Source organism: Streptomyces sp. NPDC057424 (assembly GCF_042803315.1).
Taxonomy (GTDB): domain Bacteria; phylum Actinomycetota; class Actinomycetes; order Streptomycetales; family Streptomycetaceae; genus Streptomyces.
Genome location: NZ_JBHVCP010000058.1, coordinates 1 through 22,279 on the forward strand (window position 1 = coordinate 1; position 22,279 = coordinate 22,279).

Consider the following 22,279-nt stretch of genomic DNA (forward strand, 5'->3'; position numbering starts at 1 on the left):
GTGATCCGGGCCGACCCGGATCACCCGCCCTCCCGGCGTGCGTGTGCTACGCGGTCGTCCCGCCCGGCAGGATCCGGCGGAAACCGGTGTACGGGGCGAGGGCCTCGGGGAGCAGGACGGAGCCGTCCTCCTGCACGCCCTGCTCCAGCAGCGCGGCGACGGTGCGTCCGACGGGCAGGGCCGAGCCGTTGAGGGTGGCGGCAGGCCCCTTGCGGCCGTCGGCCCGCCTGTGACGGATGTTCGCGCGGCGGCCCTGGAAGGTGCCGCAGTCGGAGACCGAGGAGATCTCGCGGTAGGCGCCGCTGCCCGGCAGCCACACCTCGATGTCGTACGTCATCCGGGCGGAGAAGCCGAGGTCGCCGGCGGGCAGCAGGACCACGCGGTGTGAGAGCCCGAGGCGGCGCAGACACTCCTCGGCGTGCCCGACCATGAGCTCCAGCTGTGCCGGTGCGTCCTCGGGGGCGCAGACGCGGACCAGCTCCACCTTCTCGAACTGGTGCAGGCGCAGGATTCCCCGGGTGTCACGCCCGTACGCCCCCGCCTCGGCGCGGAAACAGGGAGTGCGCGCGGTGAAGGCGTACGGCAGGTCATGGGCGTTCAGGAACTGCTGGGCCACCAGGTTGGTGAGCGGCACCTCGGCGGTGGGGATCAGGAACAGTTCCCGGTCGCCCACCCGGGTGCGGAACAGGTCGTCCTCGAACTTGGGGAGCTGACCGGTGCCGGTCATGGTCTCCCGGTTCACGAGGAACGGCACGGAGTGCTCGGTGTAACCGTGCTCGCCGGTGTGGAGGTCGAGGAGGAAGTCGGTCAGCGCCCGCTCCAGACGGGCACCGGCGCCGCGGCTGACGCTGAAGCGGGCGCCCGAGAGCCCGGCCGCCGCCGGGCTGTCCAGTATGCCGAGCGACTCGCCGATGTCGGCGTGGTGCGGGGCGTCGCCGTCGTCCCGCGCCGGGCCCCAGCGGCGGACCTCCACCGCCTCCTTCTCGGTGTCGCCGTCCGGCACCCGGTCGAGGGGGACGTTGGGGATGCCGAGCAGCAGTTCGGAGAGGTCGTGTTCTGCGGCCCGGGCCGAGGCCTCCGCCTGCTGCACGTCCGCGCGCAGGGCGCGGGCGGCCTCCTTCTCCTCCTCGGACGGCGGTCCCGAGCGCCCGCGTGTGCGCGAGACGCGGTTCAGCTCGGTACGCGACCGGGTCACGTCGGCCTGGGCCTCGGACCGCCGGCGCATCGCCTTCTCCAGGACGGCCAGGTCGAGGTCGTAGCGACGACGGGCCAGGCGCCGCACGGCGGCCGGCCCGTCTGCGAGCAGTTCACTGGGATCGTGCATGACAGGCTCCTCGGATAGGGAGAGTGGCGGCCGGGGGCATGCCGGACGCGGTGGGGTGAGTGGCGCCGGGCGGGCGGCGAAGGGCCGACCGGGCGGTGGTGAGCCGGGCGGTGAGCGGCCCGCGCCCGGACTCCGCAGGTGGGAGGGGTACGGGGGCGGGTGCCCGGGACAGCCTGTCGGGGCGGACGGCTCCGAGCCGTCCGCCCCGCACGTGCTGCCGGTGCCGGCCCTCAGGCCGGAGCGATCGCCAGCGCCGTGTTCTGGCCGCCGAACCCGCACGAGTTGCTGAGCGCGAGGTCGATCGGCATCGACGTGGCCGACTGTGCGATCTTGATGTCGATCCGTCCGTCGGGGATGCACAGGCCCGCGGTGGGCGGAATGATTTCATGTTCGACACTCAGCAGCGCGAACGCGGCCTCGACCGCGCCTGCCGCGCCGAGCAGATGTCCGGTGACTCCCTTCGTGGAGGTGACCAGCGGGTCGCCCTGCAGCGTCCGCTCGATCATGCGTGCCTCGGCCAGGTCGTTGAGCGGTGTCGACGTGCCGTGGGCATTCACGTGCTGCACGTCGTCCGGGTCCGCGCCGGCGTCGGCGAGAGCAGCGCGGACCGCCGCCTCGATGCCGGCGCCGTCCGGGTGCGGCGACGTCATGTGGTGGGCGTCCGCGGTGGCCCCGAAGCCGATGATCCGGCCGTGGACGTGCGCACCGCGGGCTCGGGCGTCCACGACGCGTTCCATGACGAGGATCCCGGCCCCCTCTCCGGCGACGAAGCCGTCCCGGTCGGCGTCGAAGGGACGTGAGGCCGACGCGGGGTCGTCCTCGCGCCGGGACAGCGCGCCCATCTGCGCGAAGCCGGCCATGACCAACGGAGTGATCATCGCCTCGCTACCGCCTGCCAGTACCACGTCGCAGCGGCCGAGGACGAGCAGGTCCCGGGCCACGCCGATGGCGGTCGCGCCCGAGGCGCAGGCCGTCGCCACCACCAGGTTGGGCCCGGTGGCCCCGAACTCGATGGCCGTCTGACCGGCCAGCATGTTCGGCAGCTGCATGGGCAGCAGCAGCGGAGACACCCGGTCGGCGCCCCGCTCCCGCAGCACATCGTGCTGCTCCTCGACCGTGCCGGGGCCACCGTCCGCGCAGCCCAGCACCACACCGACCCGCGCCCCGTCCCAGGTGGTCGGGTCGAGACGGGCGTCGGCGACGGCCTCATGGGCGGCGACGAGGGCGAACTGCACGAACCTGTCCAGGCGGTGTGCCCGCCGCGCGCTGAGCAGGGATTCCGGATCGAAGCCGGGAACCCGGCAGGAGATACGTACGGGGTTGTCCGCCAGTACCGGGTCGAGGGCGGCGGCCGGCCTGCCGTCGCAGACCGCCGCCCAGCTCGGCCCGACCCCGATACCACCCGGGGTGACCAGACCGAGTCCGGTGACGGCGATGTCCATGCCGGCCATCAGACCTTCGCGCTCCGTTCCTCCATGAGCCGGACCATGTCGGCGACGGTCTCGGCTTCGAGGAGGTCGTCGTCGCTGACGTCCAGGTCGAGTTCGGACTTGAGTAGCAGCGACAGCTCCACCACGGCCAGCGAGTCCAGCTCGATGTCCTCCCGGGTGGCCTCCGGGGTGATGGCCTCGGGCGACACCTTGAGCTTGTTGGACAGGATTTCCTTGAGCTGCTCCAGCATGTCGGATCCTTTCGAAGGCGTACGCGATACCGGCGTACGTGAGGAGGTGTACGCATACGCGTACGGAATGGCGTACTGCACAGGAAGTCCGGCCGGCCGGGGACCGTCAGACCGATTGGACCTCGGGCCAGGTCAGGGTGGTCGCACCCCAGGACAGGCCTCCGCCGAACGCGGTCAGCAGCACCCGGTGCCCGGCGGTGAGCCGGCCGTCCGCGGCGGCCTGCGACAGCAGCAGCGGGATCGAGGCGGCACCCGTGTTGCCGACCTGGGCGATGTTGGTCAACTGCCGTTCGGCCGGCACCCCGAGGCGTTCCGAGACCGAGTCGAGGATCCGGGCGTTGGCCTGGTGGGCCGCGAACCGGTCGACGTCCTCGATGCTCCAGCCGGCCAGCTGGGCCGCCTGCTGGGAAGCGCCGGTCATCCGCTCCACCGCGTGCCGGTAGGTGTCCCGGCCGAGCATCCGGAAGTACTGGTCCTCCGGGTCGGTCACGGGGCCCGACGAACGCTGGCGTGAGCCGCCCGCCGGCACTTCGATGAGATGGCTGAGCTCGCCGTCGCTGCCGAGGACCAGGGGGCCGACGGCGCCTGGCTCGTCGACGGAGCCCGCGCGCAGCACCACCGCGCCCGCACCGTCCGCGAAGATGACGGCCGTGGTGCGGTCCTCCGGGTTGACGATCGTGGTGAACGCGTCGGCGGCGATCAGCAGCACGCTGTCGGCGACGCCCGCCGCGAGGAGCCCGGACGCGGTGGCGAGACCGTACAGGAAACCGGCGCAGACGGCGGCCACGTCGAACGCCGGCGCCTGCCCGAGCCCCAGCCGGGCGGCCACCTGCGGGGCGGTCGCCGGGCACGGCTGGTCGGGTGTGGTGGTGGCCAGGACGACCGCCCCCACCTGCTCGTCCCCCGCGGACTTGAGGGCTCGCAGTCCGGCCTGGACAGCCAGGTCGGAGGTCGCGGTGCCGGGCGCGACCACATACCGCTCGGCTATCCCGGTGCGTGAGCGGATCCACGCGTCGGAGGTGTCGAGCCGCTGTGCCAGGTCGTCGTTGGTCACCAGACCGGGAGGTGTGTACGCCCCGATCCCGGCCACCACCGCTGCTCGTCCTCCGTTCATGTGCCGGCCCGCGGACTGCTGAGGGCCTCCAGCGGCAGCCCCATGTACGCCATCCGCGACTCGGCCATCTCGTCGGTCCAGCGCTCGGCCATGTCGTAGCGCTGCTCCGGCGTGGTGTCGAGCATCCGGACGCCCGGCCAGATCTCGTAGTCGCCGATCCTGTCCGCGTGCTGGGCCATGCCCTCCTGGAAGAGCTCCTCGCGATGGATGACGAACTCGCGGTCGGGGATCTCGTCCCAGAGCTGCACACCGGACCGCAGGATCTCCAGCAGGCGCGGGCGGTACTCGGGGTGCGCGGCCACGTGATCACGCAGGATCGTGCTGGCCACCGTCAGATGCCTGATCTCGTCGATGGCGGTGCCGCGTGAGATCTCGCCGGTGGCAGGCGACAGCGGGGTCCACTTGCGCTCGCTCAGCTCCGCCGCCGGGGCGAGCACCCCCTCGATGACGATGGCGAACACGGCGACGCCGCCGGCGAAGTCCGCCTGGTCGCGGACGATGTCGAGGGTGAAGTCCACGACCGGGTCCAGGACCCGCTTGCGGTAGTCCGCGGCCATCTCGTCGATGTCCTTCAGGAGCGTCTTCTGCGGGATCCCCAGCTCCACGAGGTGGTTGCGGAAGACCCGGGCGTGACGCGCCTCGTCGATCAACTGGGTTGTGTAGAACTCCAGTTCGGGGACGCCGGGGGCGATCGCGACATAGTGGCCGAGCAGCCGCGTCGCGATCTCCTCCGACAGCCCGCGGAACCCGAACTCCAGCACCAGGGCGTCGCGCAGGGGCCCCGGCTCCTTCAGGAAGCCGGGCACGACGGCGTCCACGTGGTGCCCCGTCTCGCCGCGGTCGCGCAGGGTGCCCTGCGCCACCGAGGTGAACCAGTAGGCGAGGTCGCACTCCTCGGGTCCGAGAGTGAGTTCCTTCGCGCCGTCGAGCAGACCGGGAGCCTTGTCCCAGTCGGCCTCGGGTGCCACAGAACCGGTCATGACGCGGCCGCCTCCTTCGCGGGGTGCAGGGAGCCGGCGAACAGCTCTCCGGCGTAGCTGAACAGGGGATGGTCCTCACCGGCGTTGGCCCGGACGACATGGCCGAGCAGCAACTCGCTGTCGCCGGCCGCGTGGGCGGAGTGGAACCGGCAGGTGTAGTGGGCGAGCGCCCCGGCCAGGAGCGGTGCCTTCGCGTACGAGTCCGCCGTCCAGGCGAGTCCCGCGAACTGCGCGCTGCCCTCGGGGCGGTCGCTGTTCGCGAAGTGGGCGGCCACATCGGCCTGCCCGCTGCTGAGGACGTTGATGGCGAACCGGCCCTCGGCGGCCGCGAGCCGTGCGAACGACGAACCCGCCCGCAGCACGACCCCCACCAGCAGGGGCTCTCGCGACACCAGCGTCACGGTGCTCGCCGTGGTGCCGTGCAGCCGCTCCCGGGAGCCGACCGTCAGCACCGACACCGGGGAGGCCAGGTGGTACAGCGCCCGCCGTCGCTCGGCCGGGTCCTGGCGTACGGGACGCCGCAGAGTTCGCACATCGGTGGCGGCGGTCATCGCACGGCCTCCTGTCGCTGCCGGCGGACCGGCTGCGCCGGGACGTGGCCTACCGGGGTGGGTTCCGTGGCGTGGCCGGCCGGCTTGGGGTGGGCCAGCCCCAGGTCGTCCAGGAGCCGCAGGTAGCCGGGCTGGCGTACCGGCTCGAAGGGCAGCGCGAACGACTTCATGAAGTTGCCGAACAGGCCGCGGTCCCCGAAGAGGTGGAACGGCAGTACCAGCAGCGCCCACTCCGGCTCCACCAGCCAGCACCACAGCGCCGCGACCGCGGCCTGGGTGATCAGACTGTGCATGACGTTGTAGAGGACGTAGTAGGCCTTGGCGATCGGCCGCCCGCCGCTGCGTTTGAAGGCGATGGCCCCCGGGAGGTAGCCGATCAGGTCGATGTACAGAAACAGGGCGATCGCGACCCACCAGCGGATCTCACCGAAGTGGGCGATGATCAGACCGGTGGTGACGGCGAGGCCCACCAGGTACTCGGCGCGGTGCAGCGAGTAGGTTCTCGGTGTCTCGAACGGATTTGCCTGGTCCATGGTCAGCTCCTGCGGGCGGTGCTAGGCGCCGATGGCGGCGGGCTCGGTGAGGTCGACGCCGCCCGAGAGGCGGACGGCGGGGAACAGGCCGGTCAGGGCCCAGGCGACGGTCTCCTTGATGACCCGCTCGGCGATCGGGTCGAGGATCCCCTCCAGGCTGGGGATGCCGAAGTCGAAGTCGGCGTCGAAGCGGACCGCCACGTCGTCCCCCCGCTGCGCCATGGCCCAGGTGCCCGTGAAGGAGTCGAAGTCGCCGTCGGACTGCCGGAAACGGATCTCACCCAGCTCCGGCAGGAAGGTGTCGTCCTCGGTCCAGCTCAGCAGACCGCTGCGGAAGTGCAGTTCCCAGCTGGAACTGGAGTCCTCGGCCGGGTAGGTGGCGTGCACGGTGGTCGCCTTCACGTGGGGCGCCAGGTCGGGGTACCGCTCCCAGCGTCGTACGGAGTCGAAGACCGTCATGGCCTGCTCCGCGGGGATCAGTGCTTCGAGCTCTACGTGACGCATGATCAGTTGCCGCCTTCCGGCATCTTGGCCGCGCCCCGGACGAGGTCGCGGGTGGCCAGGTCGAAGGAGTTCAGGAGGAACTCCACATCGGTGTCGCTCATCACGGCGGGCGGGGTGAACCGCACCACCGAGCTGCCGTTCATCGAGTGGTTGGCGACCACGCCGTGGTTGAACAGCTCGATGAGCAGCTCGCCGGCCAGCCCGGCCTCGACCAGCTCGACACCGATGAGCAGCCCACGGCCGCGCACGCCCACGACGAGTTCGGGGATGTTGCGGTACGCGATCTCCGAGATCCTCGGCAGCAGCTGCGCCCCCAGGTCCATGGCCCGGGTGATCAGGCGCTCCTCCTTCACGGCCCGGATCGCGCCCTGTACCGCGGCCATCAGGACCGGCTGGCCGGAGAAGGTGGCGGTGTGGACGTAGGGGTCCTTGTCGAAGGGGCGGAACGCCTTGCGGGTCGCCACGGCCGCGGAGACCGGCAGCACGCCGCCGCCGAGAGCCTTGCCGGTGAGGAGTACGTCGGGCACCACGCCCTCGATGTCGGCTCCCCACCATTCACCGAGCCGGCCGAAACCGGACTGCACCTCGTCGAGGATCAGGAAGCCGTCGTGCGCGCGGACCAGTTCCTCGACCTGCTTGAGGTAGCCCGTGGGCGGAATGATCACACCGCCCTCGCCCTGGACGGGTTCGAGGATGACGCAGACCTCGCCCGGATGGGCCGCGAGTTCCGCCTCCAGCGCGTCGGTCTCACCGAAGGGTATGTGCCGGAAGTCCGGGATCAGCGGGCGGAAGGGCGCCTGGTAGACGTCCTTCGCGGTCGCGGACAGCGCGCCCAGTGTCTTGCCGTGGTAGCCGCCGCGCATCGAGACGGTCCGCTTGTGGCCGCCGGCCCGTGCGAGCTTGAGGCCCGTCTCCACCGCCTCGGCCCCCGACAGGGCGAAGTGCACGCGGTCCAGGCCCTCCGGCATCACGGAGACGAGCGCCTCGGCGGCGCGGGCCACGGTGGGCTCCAGCAGGATGCGCGTCGCGGTGGGATGTGTCCGGAGCTGGCGCTCCACCTCCTCCATCACGATCGGGTGGCGTGCGCCCATGATGAAGACGCCGTACCCGCCCGCGTTGAGGAAGCGCTCACCGTCGCTGGTGGTGAGCCAGGCGCCCTCGGACGCCGTTTCCATATGGCTGCCGAACAGCTCGGCGAGAGTGGCCCGGCCCTTGCTGAGATGAGCCCGGTACAGGCCGAGGATCTCCGCCTCGCTCTCGACGGGTGCTTCCTGGATAACGGTCACGGATCTCTCACTCCAAGTGTGGTGGGGGTCGCTGCCCGCGGCGCGGCGACTCAGCTCAGGACCAGCGGGCCGCCGTCGAAGTAGCGCAGCAGCGGCTCGGCGGCGGCGCCGCGGCCCGGTGGGTGGAAGGCGAGGGCGTGTACGGCGGCGGCAGCCCGGCCGTGGGTGGGGCCGAGGATGAAGTCCAGACCGCCGAGCAGCTCCAGCGCCTGCCCGGCGATTCTCGGCAGCGCCTTCTGGACGGTGTAGCGGGCGACGAGGACCCTGGCGACCGACTCCTCGTCCGTCTCGGGGCCGATCGCCCGCGCGACACCTTCCAGGAGGGACAGGGCGGAGTCCATCTCGACGGCGAGCGCGGCCCGCTCCTGGACGCTGCCGCGCTCACGCTCCAGCACCTGCTCGACGAGCGCGGCGGCCCCGCCCGCGTACCCGGCGGAGATCAGCATCTCGAACCAGACGAACCCGGCCGTCTGCAGGTCGTCGAGCCGGTGCGGGTCGTCCGCCCCAGCACGTACGACCATGTCCGCCGGCACGAACACGTCCGTCAGCCGCACCTCGTCGCTCTCCGCGCCGGCGAGCAGATCGTTGCCCCAGAACGGGTGGACGGACAGACCGGGAGCGTCGGCCGGCACCAGGGCGAGTGCCAGCTCGGCGGTGCCGTCCTGGTGATGGATGGCGATGCTCGCGGTGAGCAGACTCATCGAACGGGAGAGACTGCACGGCTTCTTCGCGCCGGAGAGCAGGTATCCGCCGTCGACGGGCCGGGCCGTGACGGCGGGGGTGAGGATGTTCTGCTCGGTGCGGCCCTCGGCCCAGCCGGAGGCCATCACCTGCTGGTCGGGCACGATCCGCCGCAGCAACCCGGTCTGAGCGGAGGTGAGCCGGCCTTTCTTGCCGGCGAGGGAGTAGAGCATCGCCACGGTGAAGTGGTGCATGGAGACGGCCGCGACGAGCGAGGGGGACACGGCACCCAGCGCCAGCTGGACGCGCAGCGCGTCCAGCGGAGCAGCTCCGTGACCCCCGTACTCCTCGGGTACCAGCAGGCCGACCCCGCCGTGGATGCGGAACAGGTCGATGACCGGGCCGCCGGGCTGCTCCCGGTCGGCATAGGGGATCTGCTCGATTTCCTTGAGCAGACCTGGGTGGAATTGCTCGCAGACGGCCCGAGCAGTGTCGAGGGAACGCACGGGGGTACCTCCGGAAGGCCGGCGGGTCGGGCGCTCAGGCGCCGAAGACCGCGTCGTAGGGGCTGATGTCGCGGGCGATGCTGACCCCTTGGACGTGCGAGGTCTTGAGCATCGGGTAGTTGGCCTCACCGAAGGCTCCGCCGGTGCGGCCGGTGCCGCCGTGGCTGGGCAGGTAGGGAAGGAAGCCGATGTGGGAGTCGTTGACCTTCAGCAGTCCGCCGTTGACGACACGCCGGACGAAGGTCTCGATGACGTGGTCGGAGCGCGACCACAGGGAGTTGCGCAGCCCGTAGGAGTTGGAGTTGACGAAGCGGAGGAAGGACTCCAGGAGCGCGTCGTCGTTGTCGCGTTCGGCCACCACGATCGGGATGAGCGGGAAGAACGTCTCCTCGCGCACCACGTCGAAGGTGCCGGCCCGGTCCAGGCCGTCGACCCGGAGCACGGTGGGCTGGAGGAAGACGCCCGTCTCCGACGGTGTGCCGTCGAGCTCGGTGCGATGGCCGCCGGTGACCAGGGAGGCGCCGTTGTCCAGGGCCTGCCGCAGCAGCCGGAAGAACCGCTCGCTGCGGCGGACCGGTGACAGCAGGACGTCCTCCTCCTCCGGGAAGCCCGGCCGGATGCCCTTGACCTGCTCGCGCACCTCGGCGATCAGCGCCTCGGCGATGTCGGGGTGGGCCAGCACGTAGTTGGGCACCATGCAGATCTGTCCGGAGCCGAAGAACGACTCGGTGATGGCTTCGGCGGCCCACTTGATGTCGGCGTCCTTCCACACCACGATGCCGTCGTTGCCGGCCAGCTCGAGGATCGGCTTCTTCCCGTGGGCCACGCACCGCTGCTCGAAGCGCAGGCCCTCCTGGCTGCCGCCGATGTAGAAGATGTCGTTGATCAGAGGATCGGCGATCCAGCGGTCCATCGTCTGCTTGGGGTTGCTGCACACCGCGTTGAGCACGCCGGGAGGCGCGTCGAGCTCCTCGAGCAGCGGGGCCACGATGTCGCGCAGCAGCCACATGGTGCTCAGCGCGATGCTGCGTGGCGCCCTGACCACCACGCTGTTGCCGGCCATCAGGGCCAGCACGCACAGGGCGGCGCTGGGCAGCGGGGCGTTCTGCGGGGGGTTGAAGGCGACCACGCCGTCCGGCTGGCGCTGCAGGATCAGCTTGCGGCCCGCATACTCCTTCTCGACCCGCATCTGCTTCCGGTACCAGCGCAGGCTGCCGGGGGCGTAGATCTGCAGGAGGCAGCTCAGCTCCCACCGGGCCAGCTTCACCGGGTGTGACTCCGCGACGAGCATCTCGAGGAACTCGTCCTGATGCTTGATCAGTTCCTCGCGGAAGCGGGTACCGAGCCGCATCCGCCGTTCCAGCGGGACGGCCGCCCAGTCCGAGGCGGCGGCCGCGGCGGCCTGCGTGGCGAGGTCGATGGCGTCGTCGTCGGCGATGGCGCAGCGGCCCACGACGTAGGGGTGCTGGGCCGCCTCGGAATCCGGGTCCTGCTCCAGGGAGCGCTTGAGACTCACGCTGGTGAAGACGTCTTCCAGCAGGGACCGCCCGCTGACGGTGTACACCCATCCGTCCCCGGAGATGTCCTTGCCTGCGATGTAGAGGTCGTAGCTCTTCAATCCGGAAGGTGCCGGAGCACTCTCCTCCTGCGCAGCTTCGCGAAGCATCATCAGCCTTTCCGAATATCGGAACGTGTCTGGTTGTCGATCTTCCGGTGCGGGTCGTTCCGTGAATGAGCGAGTGATTCGAGGAATTGATGTTCGAAGCAAACCGATCGTGGCAGTCGAATCTGACTCGGCGCTGACACCGGACTGATCCAGCCACCGGCCGACGGGCCGTCAGTGCGGTGTCAGCCGCCGCTGCTTGCATGGCCGCCATGCCACCTGCCGAGACAACCGTGCCCCAGCGGCTGCGGGAACTGCCGCGGACCGAACTCGCCGACGAGATAGAGACACTCGTCGTACGGAGGTTCAAGGCCGTTCTCCTCATGGACGAGTCGGAGGACCTTCCCGTCGACATCAGCTATTTCGACCTCGGCCTCACCTCGCTGCGGCTGACCGAGATACGACAGAGCCTGGAGCAACTCCTCGACCTGTCCATCAACGTGAACGTGCTGTTCAACGAGCCGACGGTCAACCACCTCGTGGATCACCTGGCCGACGCCCTGTCCGCCCCGCCCACCCGCTGACCGATCACGCCAAGGACCCAAGGAGTCGTTTCCATGCCGCGTACGGAATCCGATACGGAAGAGACGAACCGGGCGCCGGCGCGGGCGCCCGAGCCGATCGCGATCGTCGGAATCGGTCTGCGATTCCCCGGCGGCAGCAACTCGCCCGACGAGTTCGACGCCTTCCTGCGTGAAGGGCGCAGCGGAATAGGGCCCATACCCGGCGACCGGTGGGACGTGGCCGCGTTCACGCCCGAGTCCCCGGAGGACAAGGGGAAGATCCATACCTCGGCGGGCGGCTTCCTCGACCGCATCGACCAGTTCGACGCCTCCTTCTTCAACATCTCGCCCAAGGAGGCCCAGTACATGGACCCCCAGCAGCGCATGCTGCTGGAGACGGCCTGGCAGGCCCTGGAGCACGCCAACATCGACCCGACCCCGCTGCGCCGCGGCAACGGCGGCGTCTACATAGGCGCCAGCTCCATCGACTACTCGATGGAGCTGGACTCACTGCCGTACCAGGAGCTGGAAGGCAACCTCGCCTCCGGCATCACCATGTTCCCGCTGTCAGGCCGGCTGTCGTACTTCCTGGGCTGGCGCGGCCCGAGCATGAGCATCGACACGGCGTGCTCCTCCTCGCTGGTCGCCCTCCACCTCGCCGTGCAGGGCCTGCGTGCGGGAGAGTCCGACATCGCGCTGTGCGGCGGTGTCAACGCCCTGCACCACCCGCGCACCTCGGTGATGTTCTCCAACGCGCAGATGCTGTCCCCCGACGGGCAGTGCAAGACCTTCGACGAGGCCGCCGACGGCTACGCCCGTGCCGAGGGCTGCGGCGTGGTCGTACTCAAGCGCCTCAGCGACGCGACCCGGGACGGCGACACCGTCCTCGCACTGGTGCGAGGCACCGCTGTCGGACAGGACGGCGACAGCGCGGGCCTGACCGTGCCCAACGGCCCCGCCCAGGAGAAGGTCATCCGCGCCGCCCTCGCCGCCGGACACCTGACCCCCGGGGACATCCAGTACGTCGAGGCGCACGGCACCGGCACCCCGCTCGGCGACCCCATCGAGTTCGGCGCCATCGGTGACGCCTTCGCCGACTCGCACACCAGGAGCGAACCGCTGCTTGTCGGCTCGGTGAAGACCAACCTGGGCCACATGGAGCCGGCGGCCGGCATCGTGGGCGTCATCAAGACGGTGCTCCAGATGCGGGCGGGGACCATTTACCCGCACCTCAACCTGGACACGCCGTCCGGGCGCATCCCCTGGGACCTCTACCCGGTGCGCGTGCCCACCGCGTGCGAACCCTGGGAGGCCGAGGTCCGGCGCGCGGTCGTCAACAGCTTCGGCTTCGCGGGCACGATCGGGGCAGCGGTCCTGGAACAGGCGCCGGCCCCGGCCCAGCAGGAGCCCGTGGAGCCGGCCCCGTCCGGGGTTCCCGTGTTCACCCTCTCCGCCAAGAGCGCCGCCGCCCTGAGCGCCCAGGCCGGCACCTACCGGAAGCTGCTGGACGAGCGGCCCGACGTGGGGCTGGACGAGCTCTGCTACACGGCCAACGTCTCCCGCGCCCACCACCCCTACCGCGTCGCGGGCCCGGTCGCCGACCGCACGGCGCTCGCGAACCTGCTGGACACGGCCGCCGAGGAGAAGCACGGGGGGCCCTCCGGCATCCGCAGGACGGCGTTCATGTTCAGCGGCCAGGGCTCGCAGTACGCGGGCATGGGAGCCGCGCTCTACGAGCGTTTCCCGGTCTTCCGCGAGCACGTCGACCTGTGCGACGAGCTGTTCGCCCCGCATCTGGGCCGCTCCGTGGCCGAACTGGTGCTCGGTACAGCCGCCGACCCGGAGGCGATCGACCGCACCGAGTACACCCAGCCCGCCCTGTTCACCCTGGAGTACGCGCTCGCCAAGCTGTGGATGTCCTGGGGCGTGCGCCCCAACGTACTCATCGGGCACAGCATCGGGGAGGTCGTGGCCGCCGCCGTGGCCGGCCTGTTCGACCTGCCGGACGCCGTGACCCTGGTCGCCGCCCGTGCGCGGCTGATGCAGGCGGTGAGCGCACCGGGCGGCATGGCCGCCGTGTCCGGGCCCCCCGAGGACGTCGAGCCCCTCCTCGCCGGCCACCCGGACCTGGCCCTCGCGGCGGTGAACGCCCCGGACCAGTGCGTGGTCTCCGGCGGCACCGCCGCCCTCGACGAGATCATCACCCTCCTCCAGGAGCGGGGCACCCGCGTCGACCGGCTGGCCGTCTCGCACGCCTTCCACTCACCCCTGATGGCCGAGGTCTACGACGACTTCCGGGCCGCCCTCGACGGCATCACCTTCCACGAGCCGGCCATCAGCCTGATCTCCAACGTCACCGGCCGGCCGGCCCGCCTGCGCGAGATCGGCACCGCCGACTACTGGGTGCGGCACATCGGCGAACCCGTGCGCTTCCTGGCCGGCATCCGGGCGGTGGCCCAGCGCGGCCGCCACGCCCTGATCGAGATCGGACCGCAGGCCGCCCTGACAGCCCTCGCCCGGCGCTGCCTGACCGCCGAGGACCACGTGTGGCTGGCCAGCCTGCGCCGCCGCGACAGCTCCGCCGGCACCACCCTGGCCGCACTCGCCGGATACTACGCCGCGGGTCTGACGGTCTCCTGGGCCGACTACCACGCGGACCGCCCCACCGCCGCGAAGACCTCCCTGCCCACCTACGCCTTCCAGCGCAAGCGGTACTGGCTGCCCTCCGTCGGCACCCGGCGCACGGGCACCGCCGGCGGCAGGGCCCGCCACCTGCTGCTCGGCACGGAGGAACGGTTCGCCAGCGGGGTGCGGGAGTTCACCGCCGAGTTCACCTCCGAGGATCTCGGCGCGCTGGCCGACCTCGGTGACGGAGAACGCACGACCCTTCCCGCCGGCGCGTACATCGATCTGTTCCTCGCGCTCCAGGACGCGGTCGGGGGGCACACCCGAGCCGCCATCCGTGAGCTGAAGCTGCTCGCGCCGCTGCACACGACCGCCGAGACCGTCACGGCCCTGACGTCCCGGTGGCGTCCGCGCGCCGGCGGCGGCGCCGATGTGCAGGTCTTCACCCTCGTCGGAGGCGAGGAGCACATCCACGCCGTCGCCACGATCGCCGCCGAACGCGAACCGGTCGTGCCGGTCTCCGAGCTGGCCGAGCTGGACGCCGGGCTGACGCCCGCCGGACAGCACATCGACGACGAGGACATCTACACCGACCTCGCCTCCGTCGGCCGCCCGCACGGCCCGCGCATGCGCCTGCTGCTGCGCGCCGCCCGGCACCGGGACGGACTGGTCACCGGCGAGCTCACCGGGCGCGACGCCGCCGCGGTCGAGCACGTGCCCGCCGAACTCCTGGAGGCAGCGGTGCAGGCCGCTGTCGTCCTGGATCCCGAGGGCCCGGTGTTCGAGCCGCGCGAGATCGCCTCCGTACGGCACTTCCGGAAGCCCCGCGGGGAGCGGCTCCGCGTCCTCGCCCGCGTCCACGGCGATCAGGACCGCCGGGTCGCCGACATCCTCCTCCTGGAGAACGGCGATCCGGTCACCGAACTTCTCGGAGTCCGCCTGGCCCGCCCCGAGGGCCGCACAGGCCGCCGCCAGTTCCTGCACCGGCCCGAGTGGGTGCGCAGGGCCCTCCCGGCGCAGACCAGCCCGGCCGTTGACCGCCACCTGCTGCTGCTCGACCAGGCCCCCGGCCGTGCCGCCGCACCGGCCGGGCAGTCCGGCCTCCAGGTGACGACGCTGACCGACACCACCGACCTCAAGGCGGCCCTCGAGGACCCCACCGTCACCGACGTCTGCCGGGTCTGGCGGCAGCGGCCGGGAGCCATGTCCGCCGAGCGGATGCGGGCCGAGTGCGAGGAGAACTACCGCGAACTGCTGGCCCTGGTCACCGCGATGGACGCGGCCGGACAGCCACGGCCGCCCCGGCTCTGGCTGGTGACCGAGGGTGCCCAGGCGCTCCCCGGCGACCCGGCCGGCGACGGCGGGCACCTCGCCGCCGCGACCCTGTGGGGGTTCGGACGGGTACTGCTCACCGAGTACCCGCAGTACCGCGCCACCCTCGTCGACCTCGCCCCGGGCAGCGACCTCGAGCCGCTGCTCACGGAGTGGACGGCCGAGGCCCCGGGCGAGTACCAGGTCGCCCACCGGCCGGGCAGGCGCTACGTCCGGCGGCTGCTCGCCGGCGACGCGACGCTCACCTGGAGCGGCGGCTTCGAGCTGCGCGCCCCTGACTCCGGCGACCTCTCCGACCTGGCGCTGGTGCCCGCCGCGGACCGCGCGCCCGACGCCGACGAGGTCCGGATCGAGGTGCGTGCCGTCGCCCTCACCGATCAGGACGCCCGGACCGCGCTGGACACCGGCCGTGCCGAACGGGAGGAGGAGGAGCCCCCGCCCGTGCTGGGCGGCCAGGCCACCGGCATCGTGCGCGCGGCGGGTGAGGGGGCCGGGTTCACCGAGGGGGACGAGGTCCTCGTACGCCATGAGGGGACCCTGCGCTCCACGCTCACCGTCCCGTCCGCGTCGGTCGTGCTCGCGCCACGCCCCGGCCCGCACGACGGAAGCCGGCACTTCCGGCTGGACGAGACGGGCGAGGCCCTGCGCACCGCCCTCACCGACCCGGCCGCCGAGGTGTGGCTGGACCTGCCGGGCACGCACGCCGGGGAGGCCGCGCCTCCGGCGGACGCCGAGGCGGTCACCGACGCCGCCGTCCGCCCCGACCGCACCTACATCGTCACAGGCGGCCTCGGCGGGCTCGGTCTCGTCACGGCCCGCAAGCTCGTGGCCCTGGGGGCCCGGCACCTGACCCTGGTCAGCCGCAGCGGACAGCCCACCGAGGAAGCCGCACCAGTACTGGCGGAGCTCGCCGAGAGCGCCGAACTCGCCCTCGTGCGAGCCGACGTGAGCCGCTCCGAGGACGTGCGCACACTGGTGGACGAGGTGGTGGCCGGACCGTACCCGGTCGGGGGCGTGGTCCACGCGGCCGGCTCGTACGACAAGAAGCTGATCGCCGAACTGACCTGGGAGTCCATCGACGCCCAGCTCGCCGCGAAGGCGTACGGTGGCTGGCTGCTGCACGAGGCCGCGCAGAGCTCCTTCCCGGAGCTCGAGTTCTTCGTGACGTACTCGTCCATCGCCTCGGTCCTCGGCGGCGCTACCCAGGGGCACTACGCGGCGGCCAGCGCCGGGCTCGACAGCCTCGCCGAGTGGCGCACCCGCCAGGGCCTGCCCGGGCTCTCGGTCAACTGGGGTGCCTGGGCCAGGGTCGGCATGTCCGCCCGCCTGGAGGAGCACCTCAGCCGCGAGATCGAACGCAGCGGCGTCCGCTTCTTCTCGCCGACCCGGGCCCTGGACACCCTGGCCAGACTGTGGGGCGGTCGCCCGCGCACCCAGCGGGTCGTGGGCGAGTTCGACTGGGACCGCTACGTGGCCGGCAGTGCCACCGGCGATCAGTTCTACGACCGCCTCGCGCGGCAGGACGCCGCCGCCGACGACGGCTTCGACACCGCCTCGCTCGGAGCCCTGCCCGCACCGGAGCGCAGGGACCTGATCATCAAGGTGGTCCGGGAGAAGGTCGTCGCCGTCCTGCAGATGGAGGCCGACGACGAGCTGGACGAGTCGGCCGAGTTCGTCGCGCTCGGCCTGGACTCACTGATGGCCCAGAACGTCAAGTCCGGTCTCGAGCAGGTGTTCCGGCTGCCGCTGGCCGCCTCCATCACCTTCGACCACCCGACGGTACGGCAGCTCGCCGGTTTCCTCGACGGGCAACTGTGCCCGGTCCCCGCGGCATGACCCCGCACGACTCGTCCCGGACGAACGGGGAGGACCCCATGACAACCATGACCATCGCGGACAACGTGAGTTGGACGCTCAACCACACCTCCCGCGCCCACGCCGGCAGCCGCCCGCACCATGCGGCGATCGTCTGCGAGGGCCGGATCACCACCTACGCCAAGCTGCACCGTGAGAGCAACCGCGCCGCCCACGCCCTGCGCGCCAGCGGCGTACGGCCCGGCGACCGGGTCGCCTATCTGGGGCGCGAGTCGGAGAACTACTACCTGGTGATCCTGGCCTGCGCCAAGGCCGGCGCGGTCCTGGTCCCGGTCAACTGGCGACTCACCCCGGACGAGGTCGACCACATCCTGCGCGACTCGGGTGCCGTCCTGGTCTTCGTCGACGACGAGTTCTGGGACACCGCCGCCAAGGTCCGCCCGCACCTGCCCGAGTTCCACACGGTGATCCGTATCGACGGAACCGACGCCGACGGGGAACCCGCCCGCGGTGCCGGGCTGCCCGCCTGGTACGCGAGCCGGCCGGACACCGATCTGGAGGCCGGTACCGGACCCGACGACCCGGTCGTGCAGATCTACACCAGCGGTACCACCGGGCTGCCCAAGGGAGCCGTGCTCGCCCACCGCAGCTTCTTCACTCTGCCCCGGGCGATGCGCGAACACGGTGCCGCCTGGATCGACTGGCTGCCCGAGGACGTCGCCCTGATCTCCCTGCCGGGCTTCGGCATCGCGGGCATCGGCTGGTTCATGCACACCTTCAACGCCGGTGGCACCAGCGTGATCATGCCCCAGTTCGACCCGCAGGAGGCGGTGCGGCTGATCCGTACCCACCGGGTCACCACCACCTTCGCCGCGCCGGCCATGCTCCAGATGATGGCGGGCGAACGGACCGCGGGTCCGGACGCGTTCGCCTCCCTGCGCAAGGTCTGCTACGGAGCCGCACCGATGTCCGAGACGCTGCTGAAGCAGTGCCTGGAGACGTTCGACTGCGAGTTCGCACAGATCTACGCCAGCACCGAGACCGGCAGCGTGGCGGTGTGCCTGCCTCCTGAGGACCACTACCCGGGCAGCGCGGTCCTGGAGTCCGTCGGCAGGTCCTGCCCCGGCAACGAGGTGAAGGTGGTCGGCCCGGACGGCGCCGAACTCCCGCCCGGCACCATCGGCCAGATCTGCGTCCGGGCGCCCTCCCGGATGCTCGGCTACTGGAACCTTCCGGAAGCCACCGGCCGCACCCTGGTGGGGGAGTGGCTGCACATGGGTGACGCCGGCTACCTCGACGAGGACGGCTATCTCTACCTCTGCGACCGCATGAACGACACCATCATCGTCGCCGGGCAGAACATCTACCCGGCCGAGGTCGAGAAGGCGCTCGCCGCGCACCCCGCCGTCGCGGACTCCGCTGTCGTCGGGCTGCCCGATCCCAGCTGGGGCGAGGCGGTGCACGCAGCCGTGGTCCTGCGCCCCGGCACCACCGCAACCCCCCGAGAACTCCTGCTGTCCCTGCGGGGCCGCCTCGCCGACTACAAGATCCCCGGCACCTACCACATCGTCGACAGCCTGCCCCGCAACCCGTCGGGCAAGATCCTGCGCCGCGCCGTTCGGCAGCAGCTCTCGGCCCCGGCACGCGACCCGCTGATCTGAACCAGAAGTGACGGCAGAACCAAGAGAGGAAGCGGCACCCATGGACGCCGAACGGCCCGGCCCTGCCTCGGAAGGGGCGCAGACACCCGTGCGACGAGCAATCGACGAGGTGCGTTCTCTCCACCGCCCGCAGCCCCCCGGCGGATCCCTGCGCATCGGAATCCTGCTCCCGACCAGGGAGCAGGCCATCATCGGCACCTACGCGGCGGCCCCTCTCCTGGACTTCGCCCGCCAGGCTGAGAGGCTCGGCTTCGATTCTCTGTGGGCCGGCGACTCCCTGACGGCCCGCCCGCGCCTCGACCCCCTCGTCGTGCTCTCCGCCGCCGCGGCCGCCACCGAGCGGATCACCGTCGGCACCGCCGCCCTCACCCCAGCCCTGCGGCACCCGCTGATCGGCGCCAACATGGTGGCGAGCCTCGGCCATGTCGCGCGTGACCGCCTGGTCCTCGGCCTCGGTTCCGGGTTCCCGATGCCCGAGACGGAGGAGGAGTTCGCCTCGGTCGGAGCCTCCTTCACCGGGCGGGTCGGACGCCTCGACGAGATCGCCGACCTCTGGCGCACCGCCTGGTCCGCGGGCGAACCGGGCCGGCCCACCGGATTCCAGGGAAGGTACTGGCAGGCCGACCGGCTGGACCGGCTGCCGAGCCCCGCCGCCCCCGGCGGCCCGCCGCTCTGGCTGGCGGGCAGCGACACCCCCAAGGTGCTCGCCCGCGCGGCCACCCGCTACGACGGCTGGCTGCCCTTCCTGCCGGACGTCGACGCGTACGGCCGGGCCTGCCGGCGGATCGCCGAACTCGCCGGCGAAGCGGGCCGCGGCCCCGGCGCCGTGACCCCCGCGCTCTACGCGACGGTCACCGTCAACAGCGACGCCACCGCTGCCAAGGCCGAGCTGGAGCACTACATCAGCCACTACTACGGGCGCTCCCTGGCACAGATGTCGGCCATCCAGGCCTACGGCTGGGGCAGTGCCGAGCAATGTGCCGAATGGCTCGGCGGCTACGTCCGCGCCGGCGCCCGGCACCTCGTCCTGCGGGTCGGATCGCTCGAACCGGAGACGCAGCTGAAGGAAGTCGCCGAGGTGCTGCTCCCCGCAGTGCGTGAGATCGACCGGACCCTCACCGATGGAGGAACGAAATCGTGACCAGCGCCATAGGCATGGACATGTCCCGTACAGGCCAGTGGTTCCACCCCGTCGAACCGTCCCCGGACGCGTCCGTACGGCTCTTCCTGCTGCCGCACGCGGGCAGCGGCGCCATCATCTACCGCGACTGGGAGAAGCTGCTCCCGGCCGACATCGCCGCCCAGGCGGTGACCCTGCCCGGCCGCCACAACCGCCGCGACGAGATCACGTACGAGGACTGGGACCCGCTGCTCGACGCCCTCCACGACGCCGTGCTCGACGACCTCGACGACCGGCCCTTCGCCTTCTTCGGACACTGCCTCGGCGCACAGCTCGCCTTCCGGCTGGCCATCCGGATGGAGGAGGAGGGCGGCCCTTCCCCCGTCATGATCGGCATGTCCGGCTGGTCGCCGGAGGGCTGGTACGCGCCCACCGAGGAGCAGAGCCGGATGCCGGAGCCCGAACTGGTCGAGTGGATCAAACGCCTGGGGTCCTTCCCCGCCGAGATCTACGACAACCCGGCGATGCTCGCCCTCGTGGTCCCGGCTCTGCGTGCCGACCTCAGGGTCGCCGCGCAGTACGTGGACGACAAGGCGGGGGTCCGCTGCGCGCTGGCCTCCTACGGGGGCCGCTCCGACCCGCTCCAGGAGGACCCGGAGGCCATGAAGCACTGGGCGGAGCGCAGCCCGGCCTACCTCGGCCACAGCGAGTACCCGGGCGGTCACTTCTACATCGACGCCAACGCGCAGGGCGTCACGATGCACTTCGCCCAACGGTTGCAGCGGGTCGTCGCCTCGGCCGCGCGCTGAGCGTCCCCAGCCCGCGGGCGGCCCGGGCCCGGGCGTCAGCAGCACGTCAGAACCGTGTCAGCACCTCTTGGCACAGTTTGCGGAGGCCGTGCCCGACAACCGTCCGGGCCGGCCCCGCCACCGCCGGTGCCACCACGATCCCGAGGAGTACGCCCGATGGCAGACACCGCCACAGCCCAGGGCCCCACCCGGGCCCTGGTCCTGGCCAACCCCGCATCCGGCAGTCACAGCCCCCAACTGGTGCGTGAGGTAGCTGAGTTGTGCGCCAGTAGCCTGGAGCACGTCGACATCCACCCCACCACGGCACCGGGGGACGCCACCGTCGCCGTGCGCCGTGCCCTGGAAGGCCCGGGCCGTGCACCGGACCTGGTGGTCGTCATCGGAGGGGACGGCACCGTCCGTGAGGTCGTGCAGGGCCTGGCCTTCGCACCCGGACGCACCGCGCTCGCCGTGGTGCCCGGCGGCACGGGGAACTCCGGCTACAAGATGCTGTGGGGCGAGCGCCCCTGGACCGAGTCCCTCAAAGCGGTCCTCACCGACTCGGGCGCCGGCGGTAGCGCCCGGCTGCGGCGTCTCGACCTGGCCCGCCTGGCCGAGACCCGGCAGTGCGTCTACCTGGGTGCCTGCTCCGGTGTGATCGCCGACGCGTTGATCCGGGCGCGGGACATCCCCTTGACGGGCAGGGACCTGTACACCAAGGCGTTCGCCGACACCGCGGCCGGGTACGTCCCGTACCCGGGCCGTGTCACCGTCGACGGCCGCGTGGTGCACGAGGGCCCGACCGTCCTCGCCAACGTCGGGGGAGGCCGTTACCGGGGCGGGCGCTACCTCGTCCTGCCCGATTCGCTCCTCGACGACGGACTGCTCGACGTCTGCGTCATCGGGGACGGCGTGCCCCCCGCCGACATCCCCGAACTCACCAGGACAGCGGCCCATATGGGGCTGCCGGACACCGTCTACGCCCGCGGCCGCAGCATCACGGTGGAACGCACCGACGGTCAACGGCTGCCCCTGGAGCACGACGGTGAGTACCAGCACGGCATCGGTCCGTCCGCGACCTTCGAGGTCATGCCCGGTGCCCTGGCCGTGTGGGCCCCCGCCACCGGACAGCCCTGACCTCCCCGGGCCTCCCCGGGACCTCATGACCCCACCCGCCGAGCCGGCACACCTGGCGGCCCGGCAGTCGCCGCAATCACAAAATAGAAGGAGACCGCCATGAGCGACCTCACCAACACCGTCACCCAGTACCTCGCGCTGTGGAACGAGACGGATGCCGACAAGCGTGCGGCACGGATCGCCGAGCTCTTCGCGCCGGACGCCCCGTACATCGACCCGCTCGCCGCCGTCGAGGGACACGACGGTTTCGGGGCCGTGATCGCCGGTGCCCAGGAGCAGTTCAAGGGCCTCTCCTTCGAGCTGCACGGAGCGGTGGACACCCACCACAACATCGCCCGCTTCCAGTGGGGCCTGGTGACCGAGCCGGGCGCCGAGCCCGTCGCGATCGGCTTCGACGTGGTCGTCACCGGTGACGACGGCCGCATCAAGGGCGTCTACGGGTTCCTGGACAAGGTCCCCGGCGCCTGATCCCGCA

General features: G+C 71.6%; 18 protein-coding genes. 7 read left to right on the plus strand and 11 right to left on the minus strand.

Going from position 1 to position 22,279, the window contains the following annotated elements; all coding sequences use genetic code 11:
* Positions 1 to 46: 46 nt before the first annotated feature.
* The 11 genes from serS to ACFU3E_RS31795 all read right to left on the minus strand — a co-directional run bounded on the left by serS (position 47) and on the right by ACFU3E_RS31795 (position 10,826).
* On the minus strand, positions 47 to 1,324 hold the full coding sequence (serS, locus tag ACFU3E_RS31745) for a serine--tRNA ligase (RefSeq protein WP_384166026.1): 1,278 nt from the start codon (positions 1,322 to 1,324) through the stop codon (positions 47 to 49).
* 230 nt (positions 1,325 to 1,554) lie between these two features.
* Positions 1,555 to 2,775 carry a beta-ketoacyl-[acyl-carrier-protein] synthase family protein gene (locus ACFU3E_RS31750; RefSeq protein ID WP_384166029.1) on the minus strand — a complete coding sequence of 407 codons (1,221 nt, stop codon included), beginning with the start codon at positions 2,773 to 2,775 and terminating at the stop codon, positions 1,555 to 1,557.
* Positions 2,775 to 3,005 (minus strand): phosphopantetheine-binding protein, encoded by a 231-nt coding sequence (locus ACFU3E_RS31755; RefSeq protein WP_010983730.1) that lies wholly within the window; start codon positions 3,003 to 3,005, stop codon positions 2,775 to 2,777. The genes ACFU3E_RS31750 and ACFU3E_RS31755 overlap by 1 nt, the downstream gene beginning before the upstream one ends.
* A 106-nt stretch (positions 3,006 to 3,111) precedes the next feature.
* Positions 3,112 to 4,119 (minus strand): beta-ketoacyl-ACP synthase III, encoded by a 1,008-nt coding sequence (locus tag ACFU3E_RS31760; protein WP_384166034.1) that lies wholly within the window; start codon positions 4,117 to 4,119, stop codon positions 3,112 to 3,114.
* A complete protein-coding gene (locus ACFU3E_RS31765) occupies positions 4,116 to 5,099 on the minus strand; it encodes a VlmB-like protein (RefSeq protein WP_384166037.1) in 984 nt (327 codons plus the stop codon). The genes ACFU3E_RS31760 and ACFU3E_RS31765 overlap by 4 nt, the downstream gene beginning before the upstream one ends.
* Positions 5,096 to 5,650, minus strand: a complete 555-nt coding sequence (locus ACFU3E_RS31770; protein WP_384166040.1) for a flavin reductase family protein — start codon at positions 5,648 to 5,650, stop codon at positions 5,096 to 5,098. Before ACFU3E_RS31770 ends, ACFU3E_RS31765 begins: the two co-directional genes overlap by 4 nt.
* Positions 5,647 to 6,183, minus strand: a complete 537-nt coding sequence (locus tag ACFU3E_RS31775; protein ID WP_384166043.1) for a hypothetical protein — start codon at positions 6,181 to 6,183, stop codon at positions 5,647 to 5,649. The genes ACFU3E_RS31770 and ACFU3E_RS31775 overlap by 4 nt, the downstream gene beginning before the upstream one ends.
* 21 nt (positions 6,184 to 6,204) lie before the next feature.
* A complete protein-coding gene (locus tag ACFU3E_RS31780; protein ID WP_384166046.1) occupies positions 6,205 to 6,687 on the minus strand; it encodes a type II toxin-antitoxin system RatA family toxin in 483 nt (160 codons plus the stop codon).
* Between the two features lie 2 nt (positions 6,688 to 6,689).
* Positions 6,690 to 7,973 (minus strand): aspartate aminotransferase family protein, encoded by a 1,284-nt coding sequence (locus ACFU3E_RS31785; RefSeq protein WP_384166049.1) that lies wholly within the window; start codon positions 7,971 to 7,973, stop codon positions 6,690 to 6,692.
* Positions 7,974 to 8,023: 50 nt separating this feature from the next.
* The gene (locus tag ACFU3E_RS31790; protein ID WP_384166052.1) at positions 8,024 to 9,160 is read right to left on the minus strand and encodes an acyl-CoA dehydrogenase family protein; all 1,137 of its coding nucleotides are present in this window, start codon (positions 9,158 to 9,160) and stop codon (positions 8,024 to 8,026) included.
* Between the two features lie 34 nt (positions 9,161 to 9,194).
* Positions 9,195 to 10,826 carry an aldehyde dehydrogenase family protein gene (locus ACFU3E_RS31795; RefSeq protein ID WP_384166126.1) on the minus strand — a complete coding sequence of 544 codons (1,632 nt, stop codon included), beginning with the start codon at positions 10,824 to 10,826 and terminating at the stop codon, positions 9,195 to 9,197.
* A gap of 209 nt (positions 10,827 to 11,035) precedes the next feature.
* On the opposite strand from ACFU3E_RS31795, the gene ACFU3E_RS31800 reads away from it, so the two are divergent.
* From ACFU3E_RS31800 to ACFU3E_RS31830, 7 genes are all read left to right on the plus strand, one after another.
* The gene (locus tag ACFU3E_RS31800) at positions 11,036 to 11,347 is read left to right on the plus strand and encodes an acyl carrier protein (RefSeq protein WP_384166055.1); all 312 of its coding nucleotides are present in this window, start codon (positions 11,036 to 11,038) and stop codon (positions 11,345 to 11,347) included.
* 33 nt (positions 11,348 to 11,380) lie between these two features.
* Positions 11,381 to 17,119, plus strand: coding sequence for an SDR family oxidoreductase (locus ACFU3E_RS31805; RefSeq protein WP_384166058.1), 5,739 nt, complete (start codon positions 11,381 to 11,383; stop codon positions 17,117 to 17,119).
* A 47-nt stretch (positions 17,120 to 17,166) separates the two neighbouring features.
* Positions 17,167 to 18,759, plus strand: a complete 1,593-nt coding sequence (locus ACFU3E_RS31810) for a fatty acid--CoA ligase (protein ID WP_384166129.1) — start codon at positions 17,167 to 17,169, stop codon at positions 18,757 to 18,759.
* Between the two features lie 40 nt (positions 18,760 to 18,799).
* Positions 18,800 to 19,900, plus strand: a complete 1,101-nt coding sequence (locus ACFU3E_RS31815) for an LLM class flavin-dependent oxidoreductase (RefSeq protein ID WP_384166060.1) — start codon at positions 18,800 to 18,802, stop codon at positions 19,898 to 19,900.
* Between the two features lie 20 nt (positions 19,901 to 19,920).
* Positions 19,921 to 20,688, plus strand: a complete 768-nt coding sequence (locus tag ACFU3E_RS31820) for a thioesterase II family protein (RefSeq protein WP_384166132.1) — start codon at positions 19,921 to 19,923, stop codon at positions 20,686 to 20,688.
* 156 nt (positions 20,689 to 20,844) lie between these two features.
* The gene (locus tag ACFU3E_RS31825) at positions 20,845 to 21,804 is read left to right on the plus strand and encodes a diacylglycerol/lipid kinase family protein (protein WP_384166063.1); all 960 of its coding nucleotides are present in this window, start codon (positions 20,845 to 20,847) and stop codon (positions 21,802 to 21,804) included.
* 99 nt (positions 21,805 to 21,903) lie between these two features.
* Positions 21,904 to 22,272, plus strand: coding sequence for a nuclear transport factor 2 family protein (locus tag ACFU3E_RS31830; protein ID WP_384166066.1), 369 nt, complete (start codon positions 21,904 to 21,906; stop codon positions 22,270 to 22,272).
* Positions 22,273 to 22,279 lie beyond the last annotated feature (7 nt).

Coding starts and splice junctions, on each gene's coding strand:
- serS (WP_384166026.1), bottom strand. CDS start 1,324: ATGCACGATCCCAGTGAACTGCTCGCAGACGGGCCGGCCGCCGTGCGG.
- ACFU3E_RS31750 (WP_384166029.1), bottom strand. CDS start 2,775: ATGGCCGGCATGGACATCGCCGTCACCGGACTCGGTCTGGTCACCCCG.
- ACFU3E_RS31755 (WP_010983730.1), bottom strand. CDS start 3,005: ATGCTGGAGCAGCTCAAGGAAATCCTGTCCAACAAGCTCAAGGTGTCG.
- ACFU3E_RS31760 (WP_384166034.1), bottom strand. CDS start 4,119: ATGAACGGAGGACGAGCAGCGGTGGTGGCCGGGATCGGGGCGTACACA.
- ACFU3E_RS31765 (WP_384166037.1), bottom strand. CDS start 5,099: ATGACCGGTTCTGTGGCACCCGAGGCCGACTGGGACAAGGCTCCCGGT.
- ACFU3E_RS31770 (WP_384166040.1), bottom strand. CDS start 5,650: ATGACCGCCGCCACCGATGTGCGAACTCTGCGGCGTCCCGTACGCCAG.
- ACFU3E_RS31775 (WP_384166043.1), bottom strand. CDS start 6,183: ATGGACCAGGCAAATCCGTTCGAGACACCGAGAACCTACTCGCTGCAC.
- ACFU3E_RS31780 (WP_384166046.1), bottom strand. CDS start 6,687: ATGCGTCACGTAGAGCTCGAAGCACTGATCCCCGCGGAGCAGGCCATG.
- ACFU3E_RS31795 (WP_384166126.1), bottom strand. CDS start 10,826: ATGCTTCGCGAAGCTGCGCAGGAGGAGAGTGCTCCGGCACCTTCCGGA.
- ACFU3E_RS31800 (WP_384166055.1), top strand. CDS start 11,036: ATGCCACCTGCCGAGACAACCGTGCCCCAGCGGCTGCGGGAACTGCCG.
- ACFU3E_RS31805 (WP_384166058.1), top strand. CDS start 11,381: ATGCCGCGTACGGAATCCGATACGGAAGAGACGAACCGGGCGCCGGCG.
- ACFU3E_RS31810 (WP_384166129.1), top strand. CDS start 17,167: ATGACCATCGCGGACAACGTGAGTTGGACGCTCAACCACACCTCCCGC.
- ACFU3E_RS31815 (WP_384166060.1), top strand. CDS start 18,800: ATGGACGCCGAACGGCCCGGCCCTGCCTCGGAAGGGGCGCAGACACCC.
- ACFU3E_RS31820 (WP_384166132.1), top strand. CDS start 19,921: ATGTCCCGTACAGGCCAGTGGTTCCACCCCGTCGAACCGTCCCCGGAC.
- ACFU3E_RS31825 (WP_384166063.1), top strand. CDS start 20,845: ATGGCAGACACCGCCACAGCCCAGGGCCCCACCCGGGCCCTGGTCCTG.
- ACFU3E_RS31830 (WP_384166066.1), top strand. CDS start 21,904: ATGAGCGACCTCACCAACACCGTCACCCAGTACCTCGCGCTGTGGAAC.